Origin of the sequence: Vibrio sp. 1CM2L, from assembly GCF_023161695.1 — a bacterium.
Classification (GTDB): domain Bacteria; phylum Pseudomonadota; class Gammaproteobacteria; order Enterobacterales; family Vibrionaceae; genus Vibrio; species Vibrio coralliirubri.
The window spans coordinates 725781-746217 of sequence record NZ_JALNTT010000001.1; the positions used below are offsets into that span (position 1 = coordinate 725781).

At 43.1% G+C, this 20437-nt stretch carries 19 protein-coding genes; 7 read left to right on the forward strand and 12 right to left on the reverse strand.

Annotated features, from left to right (window positions below; translation table 11 throughout):
• Positions 1-217: 217 nt before the first annotated feature.
• Entirely contained in the window at positions 218-925 is a 708-nt protein-coding gene (locus MSG34_RS03045; RefSeq protein WP_017078485.1) for a GntR family transcriptional regulator, read from the forward strand.
• Positions 926-1044: 119 nt separating this feature from the next.
• Here the strand turns inward: MSG34_RS03045 and MSG34_RS03050 are convergent, their stop codons facing one another.
• Together MSG34_RS03050 and MSG34_RS03055 are read right to left on the reverse strand one after the other, a co-directional pair.
• On the reverse strand, positions 1045-2139 hold the full coding sequence (locus MSG34_RS03050) for a carbohydrate porin (protein ID WP_248336254.1): 1095 nt from the start codon (positions 2137-2139) through the stop codon (positions 1045-1047).
• A 762-nt stretch (positions 2140-2901) separates the two neighbouring features.
• Positions 2902-4101, reverse strand: coding sequence for an enolase C-terminal domain-like protein (locus tag MSG34_RS03055; RefSeq protein WP_248336255.1), 1200 nt, complete (start codon positions 4099-4101; stop codon positions 2902-2904).
• Positions 4102-4361: 260 nt separating this feature from the next.
• Between MSG34_RS03055 and MSG34_RS03060 the strand changes: the two genes are divergently transcribed.
• The 3 genes from MSG34_RS03060 (at position 4362) to MSG34_RS03070 (ending at position 7522) form a co-directional block, all read left to right on the forward strand.
• Positions 4362-5795, forward strand: a complete 1434-nt coding sequence (locus tag MSG34_RS03060) for a PTS transporter subunit EIIC (RefSeq protein ID WP_017065207.1) — start codon at positions 4362-4364, stop codon at positions 5793-5795.
• Between the two features lie 113 nt (positions 5796-5908).
• Positions 5909-6877: a sugar kinase gene (locus MSG34_RS03065; RefSeq protein ID WP_050647642.1), complete on the forward strand. Its 969-nt coding sequence runs from the start codon at positions 5909-5911 to the stop codon at positions 6875-6877.
• 15 nt (positions 6878-6892) lie between these two features.
• Positions 6893-7522, forward strand: coding sequence for a bifunctional 4-hydroxy-2-oxoglutarate aldolase/2-dehydro-3-deoxy-phosphogluconate aldolase (locus MSG34_RS03070; RefSeq protein ID WP_248336256.1), 630 nt, complete (start codon positions 6893-6895; stop codon positions 7520-7522).
• A 97-nt stretch (positions 7523-7619) separates the two neighbouring features.
• Here the strand turns inward: MSG34_RS03070 and melR are convergent, their stop codons facing one another.
• A complete protein-coding gene (gene melR / locus MSG34_RS03075) occupies positions 7620-8624 on the reverse strand; it encodes a transcriptional regulator MelR (RefSeq protein WP_050052613.1) in 1005 nt (334 codons plus the stop codon).
• Positions 8625-8951: 327 nt separating this feature from the next.
• Between melR and MSG34_RS03080 the strand changes: the two genes are divergently transcribed.
• The gene (locus tag MSG34_RS03080; RefSeq protein WP_248336257.1) at positions 8952-10304 is read left to right on the forward strand and encodes an alpha-glucosidase/alpha-galactosidase; all 1353 of its coding nucleotides are present in this window, start codon (positions 8952-8954) and stop codon (positions 10302-10304) included.
• A 70-nt stretch (positions 10305-10374) separates the two neighbouring features.
• On the forward strand, positions 10375-11802 hold the full coding sequence (gene melB, locus MSG34_RS03085) for a melibiose:sodium transporter MelB (RefSeq protein WP_048610299.1): 1428 nt from the start codon (positions 10375-10377) through the stop codon (positions 11800-11802).
• A 200-nt stretch (positions 11803-12002) separates the two neighbouring features.
• On the opposite strand, the gene MSG34_RS03090 is transcribed toward melB, so the two are convergent.
• The 9 genes from MSG34_RS03090 to MSG34_RS03130 form a co-directional block, all read right to left on the reverse strand.
• Positions 12003-12263 carry a DUF5062 family protein gene (locus tag MSG34_RS03090; protein WP_017061084.1) on the reverse strand — a complete coding sequence of 87 codons (261 nt, stop codon included), beginning with the start codon at positions 12261-12263 and terminating at the stop codon, positions 12003-12005.
• A gap of 180 nt (positions 12264-12443) precedes the next feature.
• Positions 12444-13190: a phosphatase gene (locus tag MSG34_RS03095; RefSeq protein WP_248336258.1), complete on the reverse strand. Its 747-nt coding sequence runs from the start codon at positions 13188-13190 to the stop codon at positions 12444-12446.
• An 18-nt stretch (positions 13191-13208) separates the two neighbouring features.
• Positions 13209-13943 (reverse strand): nucleoside/nucleotide kinase family protein, encoded by a 735-nt coding sequence (locus MSG34_RS03100; RefSeq protein WP_061037841.1) that lies wholly within the window; start codon positions 13941-13943, stop codon positions 13209-13211.
• A gap of 8 nt (positions 13944-13951) precedes the next feature.
• Positions 13952-14470: an MltR family transcriptional regulator gene (locus MSG34_RS03105; protein WP_164091097.1), complete on the reverse strand. Its 519-nt coding sequence runs from the start codon at positions 14468-14470 to the stop codon at positions 13952-13954.
• Positions 14471-14526: 56 nt separating this feature from the next.
• Complete coding sequence (locus MSG34_RS03110; protein WP_248336259.1) at positions 14527-15798, reverse strand: zinc-binding dehydrogenase; 1272 nt, start codon at positions 15796-15798, stop codon at positions 14527-14529.
• A 47-nt stretch (positions 15799-15845) separates the two neighbouring features.
• Complete coding sequence (locus tag MSG34_RS03115; protein WP_082152263.1) at positions 15846-17258, reverse strand: PTS mannitol transporter subunit IICB; 1413 nt, start codon at positions 17256-17258, stop codon at positions 15846-15848.
• Between the two features lie 29 nt (positions 17259-17287).
• Positions 17288-17731 (reverse strand): PTS sugar transporter subunit IIA, encoded by a 444-nt coding sequence (locus MSG34_RS03120; protein ID WP_019824525.1) that lies wholly within the window; start codon positions 17729-17731, stop codon positions 17288-17290.
• 551 nt (positions 17732-18282) lie between these two features.
• Positions 18283-18714, reverse strand: coding sequence for a GNAT family N-acetyltransferase (locus MSG34_RS03125; RefSeq protein ID WP_248336260.1), 432 nt, complete (start codon positions 18712-18714; stop codon positions 18283-18285).
• Positions 18715-18833: 119 nt separating this feature from the next.
• Positions 18834-19490: a QnrS family quinolone resistance pentapeptide repeat protein gene (locus tag MSG34_RS03130; RefSeq protein ID WP_248336261.1), complete on the reverse strand. Its 657-nt coding sequence runs from the start codon at positions 19488-19490 to the stop codon at positions 18834-18836.
• A gap of 319 nt (positions 19491-19809) precedes the next feature.
• On the opposite strand from MSG34_RS03130, the gene MSG34_RS03135 reads away from it, so the two are divergent.
• Positions 19810-20400, forward strand: a complete 591-nt coding sequence (locus MSG34_RS03135; protein WP_048614307.1) for a TetR/AcrR family transcriptional regulator — start codon at positions 19810-19812, stop codon at positions 20398-20400.
• The last annotated feature ends 37 nt before the right edge of the window (positions 20401-20437 follow it).

Consider the following 20437-nt stretch of genomic DNA (forward strand, 5'->3'; position numbering starts at 1 on the left):
ACTTGCAGATGACCTCGTCTTCACGCTTATCTAACCAAGAAGGAGAATGAAGTCACACACCCAGAAGTAACCCTTGAATTCGCACTCCAAAACACCCTATTTCTCATCATCTAATTGGCCTTCTATGTTAGAATTATCGGCTAGTTCGGAATGCGCTGAGTATCTGATTTAGTTAACTATAATTTAATCACCATGAGTGCTTTTTTAAGTTTTTAGAATGAAAAAATATGAATTAGTTGTTCAAGATATTGTGAGCAAAATTTGCCAAAACAGTATCAGCCATAAGCTTCCTGCAGAACGAGAACTGTCTGAAATATATGGATTATCTCGTTTCACGATTCGTAAAGCACTAGCCAAGCTAGAGGCTATTGGCATGGTGAAATCTAAGGTGGGTTCTGGTTACTTCGTCAACACTTCTCTCATTGGTACACCACTGGTGTACAACTCCATTACTGAAAACAGTTTTGAAGAGATCTCTTATAAAAAGCTCCAGTTGAATAAAGCGCTACCTGATAACCACGAACAGCAGATTTTTTCTTTAGACGACAATGACTACATTTGGAAAATTAGACGGCTTCGATTGATTAACAACAAAGTAGTTCAGATTGAAGAAGCCAAGATCCCTGTCAGTGTCTTCCCAGAGATGAATGCCGAGATCATTGAAAGCTCAATCCAGAAACATGCGCTAGCGAAAGGTCTTCAGATCGATAGCTACTTAACAACGTATCAAGCGATCAATGTTTCTAAAGAAGATGCGGAGTTGCTCGGCTGCAAAAAAAATGCGGCGGCGATGAATATCACCAACCGAGGTTTCTTAGCATCAGGTGAGCTGTTCATCGTCAGCGATATCATCGACATCAACTACCAATGCACCTACCACACGCCTTTTAACAGTGAGAGCATGAGCTTCCGAGACAAAAAGTAACGGCTTGACTTGCATTGAGCCACTTTGTCTTCCCGCGTTTAATTTCTCTAGTTTTCCGTACCCCTAAAAACAACAACCCGCACAGTGGCGGGTTGTCAGTAGAATTGAATCAACTGATATTAGAATTCGTAGTACAAACGTACGCGAGCACCAAAATCATCGTCTTCAGAGAACGCAGATGTATTGCTCGTTTGGTTGTCGACCGTCGTGTAGTAAGTACCAAGAAGAACAGAGAAACCTTGTACTTCGAGCACGTTCTGGAACTCATAAGATGCGTAACCCGTGTTAACCGTCACATCACCTTTTGCCCATGTGGAATCATATTCGTTCGCACCATAGATGTAACCGATACCGAAGTTGTTATAAAGCGCGTTCAAACCCGCTGTTGCATTAGTTTCATCGACAGCATCTAAGTAAGCAAAGTTAGCGTTAACGCTCCAAGAATCATTAGACCAATTACCTGTTAGACCGTAACCAGTTCGGTCAGAGATATCTTTACCCGAGGTATCGACAACAGCATCGCTGACTAAGTTAGTTTCCATTGAGGCTGCAACAGTAAAGTCACCCATTTTATATGACACAACCGGGCGAACAAGGAAGGCATCTTTGGCGTTATCGTGGTCTACTTCCACACCATGGTAGCTATCAGAGAACAAGTCAGAGCGGTCACCGATCATCGTTCCTACTTCAACATACAGATCACCAAAACTTTGGCTATACATCAACTGACCATCAGAACCACGACCGCGAGCTTCTTTCATCTGATACACATAAGCGCTGCCACCCGTATAAAGTTCATTTGAGGTATCACCTGAATACTCTAGGAAAACATCGAGGCCGACAGGGAACATATCGTAGGCTTCAAAACGACCCGCTTTGATCGCCCACCCGTCTTTTTTGCCGAACTCAAAGTAGGCATCATCGAGTGCGACATTACCTGTGCTTTCAAATAGAGGTTGCGCTTTAACCCCAACATAGTGACCATTACTGGTGTACTTTTCGCCAGCGAACTCAATCAGAACTCGACCATCTTGGTTGAACTCTGCGTCACCATTATCATTCGACTCTCTATCTTGGTAGTTGAAATTCAGCTCAACGTTACCACCAACAGAGAAGTTACCTTCTTCTGTATCAACAATGGCAATGCCTGCATGAGCTCCCATTGCAGAAGTAACTAAAACAGCAGCTAAAGACAGTTTGAATGTGCTTTTCATATAAACCCTAATATTATTTTATTGTTATTAGTTGCATAGCAACTTTTTGATGTTCAAGTTGAAATATATGGACAGTATTCGACTCGATTTCTAGGGCGTATATTTACTAATTAACTCCTCACTCACAATATTATCCATCTGGAATTGCAGACCTAAATCACTGTTTTACATTTATAAAAATAGTCTTTAAATTCAATGCTTTAAATATAAAATTTAAAATTAGAAACTAAAATAATCTCTATTGCACAACACAGGTTAAATAACAGTCAAAACTTGGGTGGTTTTATAGCAATACGCTAAAACAGTTTAATTTAAATTATATTAAACTGTTTTAATAACCATCAGATTATTTATTAGAATTTAAATTAATCAAAGGTTAATGAAGAACTATTGAAAATATTAATAGCTCTAATTAATGTACATAATTACTTTTTTATGATTCATTTAAATAAAACTACCCCATATAAAAAAGATACACTTTGAAAGTGGGGAAATTAATTTTCGAAATTATAGTGAAACGTTTTACATTAAGGTCAGCCTGTTATTACTGAACTATTTAAAGTCAGTTAATTGAAGAGATGTGAGAGGTAATACTAATAGTTTGGATATGAAACTTCTGATTACTTGCTGATTGATTAGCTAGTTAAGCAACATCAACAGCAACAAATTGAGAACGAAGACTGACAAAGAAGCTAAAACGAACGGTAATTTTCAGACAAAAAAATGGCCGCTATCTGCGGCCATTTTGGTTAACTCAATGAGTTATGGAGTGTGAATCGCGCCATCAGGAAGGCGACTTTGAGTCCACTCGTGGGGGCGATACATAACAGGGAACTCGGCTGCAACCTCTCGGTCGATTTCAACACCAATACCTGCGATTTCAGAAGCGTATAAGTAGCCATTAATTGGCTCTGCAGCGTTCGGGAATACCTTGTGCGTATTCTCGTTGTACTCAACATGTTCTTGAATGGCGGCATTGTGTAAATGCACATTCAAATGCGTGTTTACCGCTGCACCAATTGGCGTCATATCTGGCGGGCAATGCCATGCAATACGAACACCGAAGGTCTGACATAGATGGCCTAGTTTCAGGGCTGGGGTAATGCCACCAATCTGTGAAACATGGCAACGAATGAAATCAATGCGACGGTTAGCAATCAATGATTTCCACTCTTCAGGGTTATTAAATAACTCTCCTAAACCTAATGAAACTGAGCTTTGGCTACGAATATTATCCAACCATTCCGTTTGGTTTGGCGGCAGAATATCTTCAATGAAGTAAGGCTTATATTGCTCGACTTCTTTGGCAAATTGTATCGCTTGGTTCGGGAATAGGCGCTCATGAACATCATGAAGAATATGGAATTGGTTACCATATTTCTCTCTCAGCGACTTAAACATCGTTAGAGTATTGTCCATGTACTGATCTTGGTCGTAGTACGAACCTTCAGTCGGGTTTTGAGTGGTATGCAAATCCGTTGGAACGCCGCCATAGAAACCAAGCTGACAACGAATGTGCTTGTAGCCTTTGTCTAGGAAAGATTCCACCAGCTCATAAATGCCTTCCATCGTGTCGCTCGTCGCGTGTGTGTATACAGGAATAGCATCACGAGACTTACCACCAAATAATTGATGTAACGGCATGCCCGCCAATTTGGCTTTGATATCCCACAGTGCCATATCAACACCGGAAATTGCATTATTGATAACAGGGCCATTTCGCCAATAAGCGTTGACCATCATCATTTGCCATAAGTCTTCAATATTATTGGCGTTTTTACCAATAAGAATAGGCTTTAAATATTCATCGACCATTGTTTTTACAGCAAGCGGTCTTTGTTGGAATGTCGCACAACCAAACCCAGTCACGCCTTCATTCGTTTCAACTACCACGGTAATGAGATTGTGTCTGTCTGGTTTAGTAATAATACAATGGATATCAGATATAATAGTTTCTTTCACAATTAAATAACCTAAACTTAAGTCAACTCCTATTATCTAACCGCTTTAAAAACCACATTTCAAGCGCTAATTTTGCGTAAAAATAATTGGTACGTTAAGTGATTTTTTTTGATAAACAAAACATACCAATTGGCCAAAAACGGTGAAAAAATAATTTTTCGGATTTTAAGTGTGATTGAGATCTCTTTTTACTCCGTTGGATTTAAATTGGTTGTCGTTATGATTGCTCGAGTTAAATATATTCCAATAACAGGTGTAGTATGCAAATGGTAGAAAAGAGTGATGCCGTTATTAATAACTCGAAGTCATCATCGAAGAAGAAAAATTTCAAAGAAAATATACAGTTATTAATCACTGCACTTGGTGGTGAAGACAATATCGTGAGTATCACGCACTGTATGACAAGGCTGAGATTCAAATTAGCTGACGAGTCGCTGGTAGACGAAGAAGCGATCAAGCAGATCGCAGATGTGAAAGGTGTGGTACTTCAACAAGGCCAAACTCAAGTCATCATCGGTGTTGAGGTCGAGAAGTGGTTCAACGCACTATCAAACACTCAACAAGCTGACGCAACTCCGGCTGATGAGCTAGAGAAAGGCAAGCTGTTCCAAGGAGTGATGCGCATTGTCGCAGGCATCTTTGGTCCGGTTGTACCCGCAATCGCAGGCGCGGGTATGTTGATGGGCCTGTTGTCTGGCCTTATTGCAACCAATGTTATCTCTGAAACCTCAGACACGGTTTACTTCTTCCGTTCTATCTCTGTTGCTGTGTTCTTCTTCTTACCTATGCTGGTTTCTTTCTCTGCCGCTAAGGTATTCAAAGTAAACGAATACATTGCGCTTGCTGTCTCTTCTGCAATGCTAGCGCCTCTGCTCGTTGATAAAGCAACAATGCTAAAAGATGCAGGTGCTGCTCCGGAGTTGACCGTTCTTGGCGTGGTTCCTATTGAGCTGCTCAACTACGGCGGCGCTATCGTACCTGCGATTCTAGCAATCTGGTTATTGTCTAAAGTGACTCCGTTAGTTGACCGTCTAGTTCCTTCTTCTGCGAAGCCTGTATTTACACCACTGCTTGCCTTTACGGTAACTTCGACCATCACGCTATCATTTGTTGGCCCTGCTGGTATCTGGCTAAGTAACGGCGCAGGTTGGGTAATGAGTTCACTACTGGAAATCTCTCCGACGTTAACAGGCTTTGTGTTTGGTCTAACTCGCCCGATTACCATCGTATTTGGTATCCACCACAGCATGACGCCAATCAGCCTGAACAACTTTGCACTGTATGGTAAGGATCTACTTATGCCGATCATGTGTTTGGGTAACATGGCAATTGCTGGCGCGACAATGGCTATCTGGCACAAGCAACGTAAAACGGTTTCTAAAGAGCAATCTTCAATTACGATGGGCTCAAGTGTTACCGCTATCTTAGGCATCACGGAGCCGGCTCTATTTGGTGTCCTCACTAAATACACCAAAGCGATGATGACCGCGAGTTTGGCTGCAGGTGTGTTCGGTGCTATCTCGGTAACAATCGATACGCACTTAACAAGCTACATTCTTTCTTCTGTATTCAGCTTGCCAGCTTACCTTGCAGGCGGTACGCAAAACTTCATTCAAGCACTGATGGGCGTGGTGGGTGTATTTGCACTGTCTTTCGTCCTAACGATGTTGTTCGTAAAACTAGACAACAAGTAATCGGCTAGTCTCACTCCCGTAAGATTAGAATCGAAAAAGCATGACCATATCTTGTTATGGTCATGCTTTCTTCAATACGAACAAATCCAACCTTTCCTTTCTAAGGCTATATTATGACCCACATCGCAATCATCGGTGAGTGCATGATTGAACTGAATGGGGCTCCATTTGGCGACATGCATCAAAGCTATGGTGGAGACACATTAAACGCGGCAATCTACTTGAACCGCAGCGCTGCGGTTAGCAATCCCATGAGCTGCAATAACACTGCGAATCCAGCGATACGAACTAGCTATGTCTCAGCGCTAGGCTCAGACGCTATCAGCCAAGAGATGCTTAACCGATGGCAAGATGAAGGACTATCAACCGAGTTCGTGCTTATTGACGAGCAGCGTTCACCCGGACTCTATCTCATTCAACTCGACGATGTTGGTGAGCGCACCTTCCTATACTGGCGCAACGATTCGGCGGCTCGCTACATGGTACAGCACCCCGATTTCGATAAGATAGCCAACCAACTTCGTGATGTTGATATGGTGTTTCTGAGTGGCATTTCCCTCGCGATACTGCCACACAGCGATCAGCTAAAGTTGCTCACTATCATCGAAGGCCTGCGTGAACGTGGCGTTACCATCGCCTTTGATAGTAACTATCGACCAAAGTTGTGGAGCTCAGAGGCCGCAACTAAAGAATGCTATCTATTGGGCTATAAAACGACCGATATAGCCCTAGTCACGTTCGATGATGAGCAACTGTTGTGGAGCGATCAAACACCACAAGACACCATAACAAGGCTGCATGCTCTCGGTGTCAAAACAGTTGTAGTCAAGCTTGGTGCTGAAGGCTGCTTGATCAGCGAAAGCCCCGTAAATGAGCCCGTAAAAATCACAACGACACCTGTCGAGACTGTGGTGGATAGCACCTCTGCTGGCGACTCTTTTAACGGCGGTTTCTTATCTTGCTATCTCGCTGGAGGTTCTATTGAAGAAGCCTGCCATCAAGGTAATGCATTAGCCAGATTGGTGATTCAACATCATGGCGCAATCGTCCCAAAATCCATCACCGACACTCTTTCAAACTGATATTAAGAAGTACACATGTCTACAATTAACGAACAGCTAAAAGCACTTAAAGTTATCCCTGTTATCGCCATTGATAAGGCAGAGGATATTATCCCTCTAGGCAAAGTATTGGCTGAGAATGGACTTCCAGCGGCTGAGATTACTTTCCGTTCAGACGCCGCTGTTGAAGCTATCCGACTGCTTCGCCAAGCACAGCCTAATATGCTGATCGGCGCAGGCACCATCTTGAACCGTGAGCAAGCACTCGCAGCAAAAGAAGCGGGCGCAACGTTTGTTGTATCACCGGGCTTTAATCCGAACACAGTTAAAGCATGCCAAGAGATCGGCATCGATATCATTCCAGGTGTGAACAATCCAAGCACCGTTGAAGCGGCATTAGAGATGGGCTTAACAACCTTGAAGTTCTTCCCAGCAGAAGCATCTGGTGGGATCAGCATGGTTAAATCGCTCGTTGGCCCATACGGCGATATTCGACTCATGCCAACTGGCGGTATCACGCCATCAAACATCGATCACTACTTAGCAGTGCCTCAAGTATTGGCTTGCGGTGGTACATGGATGGTGGACAAGAAGCTGGTTACAAACGGGGAGTGGGACGAGATCGCACGCCTAACACGCGAGATTGTTGAGCAAGTGAATCGTTAAGCGATACCGTCCTAGAAAGAACAAACTCCCTTGATTCCATAGCAACGAAGCCACAGCACATGCTGTGGCTTTTGTTTTATCGGGTTGTATCAATACCCTAACTGTCCGTCGTCGTTAACGGCCTTTTCCCATCACACGCTCCTTTCTCAAGGTCGTATAGCGGGCTGGCCCCATGACTGCTCCATCGGTGATCTTCCCTAGCCAGTTTTCTATATTGAGTCGGCGTAACACCAATGTATGTTTGGAAGGTTTCATAGAATCGGCTGCTCGAATTGAAGCCCACCGTGAGTGATATATCGAGAATGGTTCTATCCGTATCACTCAGCAAAGCACGAGCGTGGTTGATGCGCATCGCAGTAATGTACTGCTTAATGGTCATCTGCATCGTTCGCTGAAATACGTTCATCGCGTAGTTGCTATGTAATCCGATATGTTCAGCGATACCTTTAACGGTTAATGGCTGATTATGGTGAGTCGCAATGTATTCCAACATCTGGCTGACATAGAATTGGGAGTGTTTCGATACCCCTTTCTTGGTCGACTTATCCTGTCGATTTACCAGTAGTTGTTGCCAACCATCAAGGCAGATTCGTTTAAGCATTAAGCCAATTTCATCCATAGCCAACTGTTGACGACTTTCGGACGAATGTTTTATCTCTTGTGCCCAACGGGAGATTTCAAACTCACTGATCAACGAACAGGAATTCGATTGCAATACACTGCCGTGAGTTATCTGATTAACAAAATCCCGACTAAGAGCCCACGACATAAAATGGTGAATCGGTATGTTAATGATCCCCATATTATGGCATTGCCCTGGATTGGTAAGTCGATGGGGTACCGATGCCCAAAACAAGCCAATCGATCCGCTTTTAACCACAACCGGACTGCCGTTAATGATGTACTCCACATCATCCCCAAAGGGAATATTCACCTCAACTTGACCATGCCAGTGATAGCCTGGCATGGAGTGAGGCGCTCTGAGTTCGATATCGATTTTCTCATAAGAAGAATAGAGAGAAAGCGGACTTACCGACACGGTCTCGGATGAGTACTTATCTAAAGTGATAATTCTCACCGTATCTGAGGCTGATTGCGGCATATCTCGCTCCTTAGGAAATCGTATAGCTGAGTTTTAGCAGTTCCTCGATAATAAAACTCTGAAGGCGATCATAGAGCCGCAGTACCCCAATTCATAAGATCATCACGATGTGATTAGAGTCAGTATCTTAAGTGCAAAACTCGCTTCATTGCATAAGCTCTCTCCTTAAAAGCCAGCAAGTTGTCCCATTTCCTAAGATTTTCATTGGGTGATTTAAAAATATTAGAAAACGGGAGAGCTATTAGATTATCTGAGACGAATCGACATGGGTTCTAGGTGTAATTTATCTGCATCAACAAAGAACTCAGAGAGATAAAGGATTCCACTATGCAAAGCCCTAAGATCACATTCATCGGTGCTGGCTCAACCATTTTTGTTAAGAACATTCTTGGTGACGTTTTCCACCGTTCGGCATTACAAAACGCTCATGTCGCCTTGATGGATATTGATGAGACCCGATTAGAAGAGTCTCACCTTGTCGTCAGTAAGTTGATGGAATCATCAGGCGCTACTGGCTCTATTTCATGTCACTTAAATCAGAAAGAAGCGCTACAAGACGCAGATTTTGTCGTCATCGCGTTCCAAATCGGCGGTTACGAACCTTGTACCGTTACCGATTTCGACGTGTGTAAGCGCCATGGTCTGGAACAAACCATCGCAGACACACTTGGCCCGGGCGGTATTATGCGTTCGCTACGCACAGTCCCGCATCTTTGGAGTGTCTGTGAAGATATGACGGAGGTTTGCCCGAACGCGACCATGCTCAACTACGTCAACCCAATGGCAATGAACACATGGGCAATGTACGAGAAGTATCCGCACATTAAACAAGTCGGTTTGTGTCACTCAGTACAAGGTACTGCTGAAGAGCTAGCACGAGACCTAGACTTAGATTACGCAGACCTTCGCTACACCTGCGCGGGCATCAACCACATGGCTTACTACCTGACCCTCGAGAAGAAAACAGCAAGTGGCAAGTACGTCGACATTTATCCTGACCTACTGGAAGCCTTTGAGAGTGGCCAAGCACCGAAACCGGGTATTTATCACAATGGTCGCTGCACCAACTTAGTTCGCTATGAGATGTTTAAGAAGCTTGGCTACTTTGTGACAGAGTCTTCTGAACATTTTTCTGAATACACCCCCTACTTTATCAAGCCAAATCGTCCAGATTTAATCGAACGTTATAAAGTGCCACTTGATGAATACCCTAAACGTTGTGTCGAACAGATTGCCGATTGGAAGAAAGACCTTCAAGAGTTCAAAACGGCCGATAAGATCACCGTTGAAGAATCTCATGAGTACGCTAGCACCATCATGAACTCTATCTGGACAGGTATACCGAGCGTCATCTATGGCAACGTTAAAAACGAAGCCTTAATCGATAACTTACCGCAAGGTTGCTGTGTTGAGGTCGCTTGTTTAGTTGATGCCAACGGTATTCAACCAATCAAAGCAGGGCGTCTACCAAATCACTTAGCGGCATTGATGCAAACCAATATCAACGTTCAAACTCTATTAACCGAAGCCATTCTCACTGAAAACCGCGACCGTATTTATCATGCTGCGATGCTTGATCCTCATACTGCCGCTGTACTTGGAATAGAAGAGATATACGCGCTGGTTGATGACTTAATTGAGGCTCATGAAGGTTGGTTACCAGAGTGGGTTAACAAGTAATTTCATACTAATAAAAATACAATAACGTGAATATTAACGCCTTCTTACTAAGGAGGCGTAAGGAGTGGCAATGAGTATCTCAATGAATACCAAGCTCAGTTATGGCTTTGGCGCATTTGGTAAAGACTTCGCAATCACCATCGTCTATATGTACCTAATGTTTTACTACACCGATGTGGTCGGTATTTCTGCCGCTGCAGTCGGTACTATTTTCCTCGTCGCGCGTATCTGGGATGCGGTCAATGACCCAATTATGGGATGGCTGGTCAACAATACCCGCACTCGTTGGGGTAAATTCAAGCCTTGGATTTTAATCGGCACACTCGCCAATTCAGTCGTTCTATTGATGGTGTTTAGTGCTCATTATATCGAAGGCCCTTGGCTAATCGCTTACGCTGCTGTCACCTATATTCTATGGGGCATGACCTACACATTAATGGATATTCCTTTTTGGTCATTGGTTCCAACACTCACCTTGGATAAGCGTGAACGTGAAGAGCTCGTCCCATACCCTCGCTTCTTTGCTAGCCTAGCTTGGATTGTCACTGCGGCTATCGCGATGCCTTTCGTGAATTACGTAGGTGGTGACGACAAAGGGTTCGGCTTCCAGATTTTTACACTCTTGTTGATCGCTTGTTTCTTGGTATCAACTTTCATTACATTGCGTAATGTGAAGGAACGTTATTCAACCGCCAACCTAGACACAACTCAACCTGAAGAAAAGGTTTCACTGAAAAAACTACTATCACTTATCTACAAAAACGACCAACTGACCAGTGTTCTGTGTATGGCGTTGTCTTACAACCTTGCGACCAACATCATTACCGCCTTCGCGGTTTACTACTTCACTTATGTGGTCGGCAATGAAGAGCTATTCCCGTACTACATGGCGTATGCAGGTATCGCGAACCTTATCACTCTAGTGTTGTTCCCTAAACTTGCGAAAATGTTCTCACGCCGAGTTTTATGGGCCTGTGCATCCACTTTCCCTATCTTAGGCAGCGCGGTACTCATCTACGTCGGCATGTACGACAAACAAAGCATTCTGCTGATATCAACGGCAGGCGTCTTCCTACAAATCGGTACCGCTCTGTTCTGGGTACTGAACGTGATTATGGTGGCAGACACGGTCGATTATGGTGAGTTTAAACTGGGTTCTCGTTGTGAAAGTATCGCTTACTCGGTGCAAACTCTGGTTGTAAAAGCAGGCTCAGCATTTGCCGCTTTCTTTATCGGCATCGCCCTCACTGCAGTTGACTATGTGCCCAACGTAACGCAAAGCCCTGAAACCGTCTTCGGCATGCAATGCATCATGGTCGGCCTACCTGCTTTCTTCTTTGCCATTGCGTTAATCATCTACTTCCGCTTCTACAAACTGAACGGCGCATACCACCAAAAGATTCAAGATCACTTAACCGAGAAATACGACCACATTACAAATGACGGCTCAAGCACAGGAGAAGCTTCGAAGCCAACCAAACCAGTACAAGCAATTTAGACCCAAGTAACTAGTCAAAGAAACTGGGAAAAGAAAAGTCAAAACAATCAGTATATCATCGATGCAAAGAATCCCGGAAACTAAAAAGCCTAGCGAGTCATCGCTAGGCTTTCGTACATTAAAACAATAAGTGAGATTAGGGGAAAGGTTGCCAATCACCAGTTCAAATCAGGAGAACAGCACCAGTATTCAGAACTTCTTTATTTTAGCGGGTCATTGTCCGGCAGTGCCTTATGAAGCCAGAGTGCTAAACGCTTCTTAATGTTCGCGCCATCAAGCTTGTCGTCCGGTAACGGTGTGATCTGATTGACTTCAACAAGGAACAAGTACACTGCTTTAACCTTTATCGGTTGGGATGAATTTGGCAAATCAAAACCTTGTAGCTTTGCCATCTTAAAACCGACTTCAACTGCTTTTTTTACCAGCTTATCTTCATTAATGATCTTCGCGGTTTTCGACATATCATCTCCATCATCTTTATCGAATGAATACTGAGTATATCAAACCGAAAAAATCACAAGATTACTTCGTTCTCAATTTGAGGAATAGCTTTGATAAATAACAAACTCCAAATACGGAAAAGCCCAAAGTTATTAGCTTTGGGCTTTTTGATACCAGTAATCATTAACTCAACAACACACTTAATATAAGTGTGCAAATTCTTCGATTCGACTCTTACCGCGCAATAATAAAAAGTTCAAAAATCGGGATGTTGAGGTCGTGATTATTTTGTCTTCTTCCACACCGTGCTTTTCAAGTAATGCTTTTACAAGACCCAAATGAGCAATCTCTTCACAGAAATGCGCATCAGAACCTGTAGTAAAGTAAACACCAACTCGCTTGCCGATCTCGACAATTTTTGAGCATCGCACATCGCTTCCTTTTCGGCTCTTGCCTGTCAGTGACGTATTGTTCACTTCAATTGCAACATTGTGCTCCTTTGCGCACAGCAGAACCGCTTCCATATCGAACTTGTAGTTTGGATTCCCTAAGTGCCCTAGCACATCAACTTTGCCACTCTTAATTACGTTGATTAACGCCTGTGTATGTTCTTGTTCCGTCGATGGCTTGAAAACTGGCTCATGTAAGCTCGCAATCACCCAGTCTAAGTGTTGGTAAGAAGAGGGAGGAAGATCCAACTCTCCAGCAGTGTTCAGTGTGTTGGCTTCCACACCACGCAAGATACCTACATCGTGCAGAAAGCGGGGCAAAATTCTTTGATTGTTGAAAAACCAGTAGTGGGGGGCACCCGGCATTTCAGGAGCATGATCCGTTGTACAAAGAAGTTTCAGCCCCTTATTTTTCGATGCCAGTGCATTTTCGATAATGGTGCTATAGGCATGGCCACTTGCCAATGTATGAGTATGGCTGTCGACAACAATCTCCATTATGACCTCCTAAATTGTTTAATTGATTTGAAACGAACCGTCTTGACTCATGAAGAGTGTTAGGTCAGCAGGAATAGAATGGTCTAACACTTTATCGACGTTTTTTGAGTCTGAATTTTTATAGAACTCGACCGCCTCTTCTAATGTGGTACCTCCTCGCACCTTGCGGTTTACTAAGCGCTCTTCGAGGAACTTAGCGTCGGTGTCTATGAAGATGGTGAAATCAGCCAACTCATGCAATCCATTCCAAACAGGCTCGTTCAATAACAACCAGTTGCCTTCAATCACGACAATGTCCTTGTCTACCGAGATTGCGTCATCCACAGGATCATGAAGATTTCTATCGTAATACGGCCACGTAGGATTTTTTACTTTCAGCTGTTTCAACTTATCGATCAACGAGGTTAGGTTGAACGTTTCGTGAGAGCCTTTAATGGTACGGAGTTTAATTTTCTCTTCATCACGAACGATGTAGTTTGAGTCCAATATCTCATTGGGGTAATGAAAACCGTCAAATGGCAATACCTGAAGTGGCTCAACGTTGGTTTGTTGATGGGACAAATGCTCCCAAAACGCGGCTAACGTCGATTTACCACTGCCAGGAGGGGCACACAAAAAGATAATCGTACGCTCTTTTTTCTGCTCAAAAAGTCGCGTAAATTTTTCAACCAGTGGTTTATGAATCTGTTCAATATCTTTATCAGGGAATGTCGCTTCGGTTTCAAAGCCACTCACATTTAAGGAAACTTTCATGTTCAACCTTATCCTAATATCTCTTTCTCAATACTTTCCAACAAGTTCTCGCAACAGAGTTTCAACACTGTTTTAATCAGCGACTCGTAACGTGTTTGAGTGAATGAATCGAATGACGAGAATTTTAATTGGTTAATTGAATCTAAGTAGAAGCTATCTTTGCCTTTCGAGAGGTTTGATTGATTACTGATGAAGTCGTAAACCATGTCATCGCCAAATGTCAGTACTTGCGATTGCTTACTAGTGTATTCATACATTTGGTCGAATAAGCCAATATCTGCGTAGGTTTCCAAAGAGATCTTACCCATCGCAAACATCAATTTAGAGGCGACGTCGGTTGTCACAAGAGGCCCATCTTCTTTTAAAAGAGGTACGACGGCGTACTCCATCACCAAAGCATCTTGAACAAACACGTTCGGTAATAGCTTTTTCAGTTTTTGGTTTATTAACTTATTAGACGCTTCGATCAAACTCGTCGCGGAATCACACTGTTCCAATGCATCCAATAATTCATCTTGCAACAAAATATCAATTACCTCATGAAGCTGTGGTGGCTGGCTCGCCACCACAATAATGAACCATATTAAACGGTTAAGCTCACATCATAAAATTCAAGTAGCGCTTTTTCTGCCAATTCATTCCAAACGTAATTATTGGCTTTCAAGATTTCATCAAGCTCCAGGAAGAATGGAGACTGCTCTGCCAGTGTATGGAATTGGTCAATCGCTGTCAGCGGTAAGTCGATATGTGGGTAAATCAACTTCTTGCCACCCGGAATATCCAGTTGATTTAGGATAGTGTGAGGTGCCGCCTCTAAGCCACCAACGTGAGTTAGCATAAATGATGGGTTGATCTTACCCGCTTCCGAAAGTTCAATGGATTCAACCATATCCCCTGTTGAACCGCCAGAGGTTCCTACAATATGCGTAGATTCATAATGCACATTGTAAAAGTTGAACGGTACTTTAAATTGCTTATCTGTTGGACCAGCAAAGAAGTTCAGGCAGCCATCGTTACCTAATAGCTCATCAGCTTGCTCAAGCACCTGTGCAACCGCTGCATACACCATGACATCGTCATAGCCATTGCCGTCATTCAGTTCTTTTAAGTACGTAACGGGGTCATCAATTTTCGCTGTGTTTACGTAATGGAGTTCAATACCATTCTCGGTCGCTTTTGATACCGGGATAAGGCTTTCTGCGCGCGCGAGACGAGCTTCATCGATATCAGTCACCACAATACGGCTTGGCTTCACAGGGCCGTTAATCGCGTAATCAATCGCGCCAATACCCATAGGGCCTGCACACGCTAGAAGCGCAAGAGCACCGCCTTCTTTGATGCCCATTTGATGTTCATACACGTATGGGGTTGTATGGTAGCTAGCGTGGAACGCACCGATGATGCAAGACATTGGCTCTGCAAGCGATGCATTTGCATAGTAAGAACTCTTGTATGGCAGCACACAGTCTAAATCAATCGCTACTTTAGGGATGATTGAGTACGTCGCGTTACCACCAAATGTCTCGTAGCTGTAGCCTGCTGAGTAGCCTGTTGGCAAGCCCATTGCTGGCTGCAGTACAAATGGTTCGCCCGGCTTAAAACGGTCTTGTAAGTTAGCACCTACTTCTACAATCACACCTGCGTATTCATGGCCTGTCATTACAGGTACTTCAGCAATATTTTCAGGCACACGTTTGTGGTTACTGCCGAGGAGCGCTGCTTTGTAAGTCGATAGACAGATGCTGTTTGAGATATTTTTAACTAATAGTTCATCATCAGAAATTTTTGGAAGATCGAACGTTCTAAGTTGAACATCTTTTTCACCACGGATAACAGCAGCAGTTGTTTGAGTCATGATTTTCTCTCCGAAAGTGGGAGCACTGAGTGGCCCCAAAATTTAAATTAAGCTTGTTGACCAATGGTGTTCATTAGGTTGTCTAATGCAGGGTCATGTAAGAAGTTCTTGATAGTGACCACTGGTAAGCCCGTTGCTTTAATCGCTCTATTCTCTAGACTCTCGTGAGTCACCACCACATCGGCATCAGTTGGGACTTTTTCGATGGCAAAGTTTTTAACTTGAACATCGTAGCCAGCTTTTTCTAGTTTGCGTTTGAAAGTCGATGCTCCCATGGCGCTTGAGCCCATTCCCGCATCACATGCAAAGGCAATAAATTTGATGTTCTTTGCTTCCTTTGGCTGTTCTGTTGAAGCCTGAGCTGATGCTTTTGCTACCACACCCTCTGCTTTCATATCTTTCATGTCGGTTATCGACTGTTCAAACTCATCTTCTGATTGTTCTTTCTTGCTCACTTTCAAGATTGCACTTGCGACAAGGAAAGACACAACCGTTGCTGAAGCCACACCTGCGATGGTTGCGAAGAAGCTACCTTTTGGTGTAAGTGCTAAGTAAGAGAAAATCGAGCCAGGACTAGGGCCAGCAACCAGACCACCATCAAGTAGGTTGAACGTGGCAATACCTGTCGCCGCACCAGCAATCATCGCAACAATCATGATTGGCTTCATTAGCACGTATGGGAAGTACAGCTCATGGATACCACCGAAGAAGTGAATGATGATTGCACTTGGTGCTGATTTCTTACTTAGACCTTGACCAAATTTCGCGTAAGCCAAAAGCATACCTAGGCCAGGCCCCGGGTTTGACGCCACCATAAAGAAGATCGATTTGCCCGTTTCCGCCGCAGCTTGCAGACCTAATGGGTAGTAAATACCTTGGTCGATAGCGTTGTTTAGGAACAGTACTTTTGCTGGTTCATTAATAATGGCAAGTAACGGTAGAAAACCAGTTGCTACAAGCGCTTCGATACCCGATTTAACGAATAGGTTCGCAGCAGTCACAGCAGGGCCAACAATCGCGTAAGCAAATAGACACATCAACATGCCGAAGATGCCTAGCGAGAAGTTGTTTACCACCATCTCAAAACCTGAAGGGATCTTGTCTTGTAAGCGTTTATCGATTTGAACGATCACCCAGCCACTCAATGGACCCATGATCATTGCGCCAACAAACATTGGAATCTCAGCGCCAGCGATAACACCCATGGTACCTATCGCACCAGCAACTGCACCACGCTTATCCCCGACAATTTGTCCACCGGTATAACCAATAAGCAGAGGAAGTAAATAAGTGATCATCGGACCCACTAATTCACCAAAATATTCGTTAGGCATCCAACCTGTTGGAATAAATAATGCAGTAATAAAGCCCCATGCGATGAAGGCTCCAATATTTGGCAATACCATCGCAGTCAAATGACCACCAAAAGATTGCACTTTTGCTCTTATATTTGTAGACACGGTATATTCCTTATTTTCAAAGGTTATTCTTAGTAACTTTTAATAATTTCAAGTACGTCAGCTTTTGAAGATGAAGCCGCCAGCTTGGCAATGTTTTCTTCATCAACTAACATTTCACTAAGTGCTTGAATAACCTCGATGTGTGTATCTGAATCCTTTGCAGCTAATGTTAATAAGACATTCGCTGGTCCCATTTCTGAACCGAAATCAACTGGGGTTGAAAAAACATGGATACCTAACCCAGTCTTTAGTACACCTGCTTCTGGACGGGCATGAGGCATAGCAATGCCTGGACAAAGAACATAATAAGGTCCATTATCATGCGTTGACTGAATGATCGCGTCTGCGTAGTTATCGGTAACGTAACCTTTGTCTTGCAAATAACGAGTCGTTTCTTTAACTGCATCTTCCCACTTATATTCAGAGTGGTTAATGACATCAATTAGGTCGTGGTCAATAAGGTCATAAAGCATAATATATCCCAGTTATTCTTGTTCGTTGTTGTTGGGATTATTATCAATGGAAGTTGTCGAATCGAGAAATGGCAAAGAAACGTGACTTTAGTCACCTATAAATAACTGTCAATCGAATATTTCTGCGTTACCCCTCAATTTCAACCTGTAATTAAATAACAAATTTATAATTAAAAACAAGTCAATAGTTTAAGTTTGACAGTGAACTCAATAACTAAAATTAATTTAAAACAACAAAATGAGATATGAGTTCAAGTTAGACGGTTGACCATAAATTAATTGTGATAATGGTTATGTTTACATTCGTAAAACAGGGAATGTAACACGCCAAAATCAGTGACCAAGATCGCGTATGAAATCTAAACACCATTCAACTGAAATTTTACGACATAACAAACTGCTAACTCACTCATCCAGCCTCACGACATGAAAACGACCTGCATAAAAAGTCAGACGAAACTCCAAATACGGAAAAGCCCAAAGTTATTAGCTTTGGGCTTTTCTTCTAGCGACTGTGGTTGATTACAACCGAGTGATACGACAACCGAGGCTTACAGCGTCATATGCAGAATTGGAAATGGTTTTCCCATGTCATCAAGTGGGGAGCGTGATTCAATTTTGAACCCCATATGCAGATAGAAACCTACCGCTTGTGGGTTTTGCTCATTGACGTCAACTTTGTTGGCTGCTAACTGCTCAATCGCATGTTGCAACAACACCGTACCTACGCCTTGCCCTCGAATTTCATTCAAAACAAAAAGCATCTCAACTTTTGCATCATGGACACCCACGAAGCCAACAATCGAACCACTTTCATTTTTAACGCATTTCAAAGAAACCGCAGGGAACGCATGTTCCATGATGATAGGTTTAAAAAACTCAATATCTTCTTCTGTAATAAAGTCATGAGTTGCTCGGACTGAATTTTCCCAAACCTTAAGCATTTCTGCATAATCTTCAGGAAGCACATTTTCTATAGTCATAATTTTCTCTAGATTAAACTGAATATAAACATGTGCAGCCGCGAAGCTATAGTGTAACAGGCATTAATAATACAAAACAACAGCGTTCACTATCGACTCACTCTACCTCACTGCCTCTATTAATCAGGCATGACCACAATACCCATGCTTTCAAGCAGTTGCTCTTGCTGCCACGCGACGATTTTAATTCCAGATGTATCGACCTTGCGAGGATCTAACCCTTCTAATTCAGCATGGCATAAATTAGCACCTTGCATACTGAACTGCCCCCATACGTCTTCCGAAAACACACCTCGGCTGAGATCAGACTCTTTTAGTGACGCGCCACCAAGATAAGTGCCTATCCAACGGTTCTCAAACAGCTCGCACTTCTCTAAACAAGCTTGTTCAAAATTGGCGTATGACAGGTTACAGCCCGTAATATACGCTGAGCAAAAATACATTCTATTGCTTACCTGATTGGCAAAGTTAGCACGAGTGAAGTTAGCCCCTTTCAAGTCGCATTCACGTAGCTCAATCCCATAGCAATTCGCATTACTAAAATTCGCCATCGCCAGCTGGCAATTCTGGAAGCTTGCATCTCGTAAGTCGGCAACATCAAAGTGGCATCCCTCAATATCGCCTTGTTCAATAAACTTACAGTTAATAAACGTTACGTCACGTAAGTTCGAACGTCTGAAATCACAACGGATAAACGTACAGGCTGTAAATGTAAGCTCTGATAAGTCTTGCTGAGCAAAACTGTGGTGATGATAAGTGCTGTTATTGGTGTCCATTTAGCCCCCTAAAGAAATTACGCTAAGACTATCATTGCGATCTCAAGAAAACACTAAATTAAAAACCAACAAAAACAGCAACTTAAAACACCCCGATTTGGCTATTTTAAGGCACCAAACAAGCTCTTTAAGGTTGTTATTTTCGTTTTATAGCATGCGCTTATCTTGAAAAAAGTTTTGTCGCTTAGAAGTGTAAGCAAGAGAAAAATCAATTTGACGAAACGAGTCAATTATTGACCGGGTCCTAACGCGCTAGACTGGACGGTTGGTATGTTGCTGGTTACACTATTCCTCATTCTCAGCATAAAGAGTAAGAACAATGAAAGACATGCGACAAGCTATGCTCGATGCAGGGTTTAGCCTTATTAATGAACACGGGTTTGCTGGTGTTGGCCTGATGAAAATCATCAACCAAGCGGAAGGCACGAAGGGTTCTTTTTACCACTACTTTAAATCCAAAGAACACTTTGGTGAGATCCTTCTTACTAACTACTTTGATGAGCATCTCGCTAAGCTAGATGACTTTTTAAGTGATGAGTCGCTTTCTCGTCGTGATCGCGTTAAAGCCTATTTCGAGTTTTGGTGTGCATCGAAACTGACTGAAGACTTCAATATCCAATGTCTTGTCGTAAAACTGGCGGGAGAAGTATCTGGGTCTGCTAACCCATTGCAATCGACCATGGCAGAAGGCGCAGAAAAGATCATCCTGCGTATGGCAAAGCTGTTTGAAGAAGGCAATGAGGCCGGTGATTTCACTATCGCAGAACCCGAATCGCTATCTCGAACGCTTTATGGTTTATGGCTTGGCTCAACGCTCATGGCCGCTATGCAGCGCAACCGTTCGATTCTAAACAATGCCATGGATGAGACCATTCTTGCCATGAGCCCAGCACAAGAATCAGCTGACTAGGTACCCGTTACCAAATACCAAGAGGCTCGCACAATTT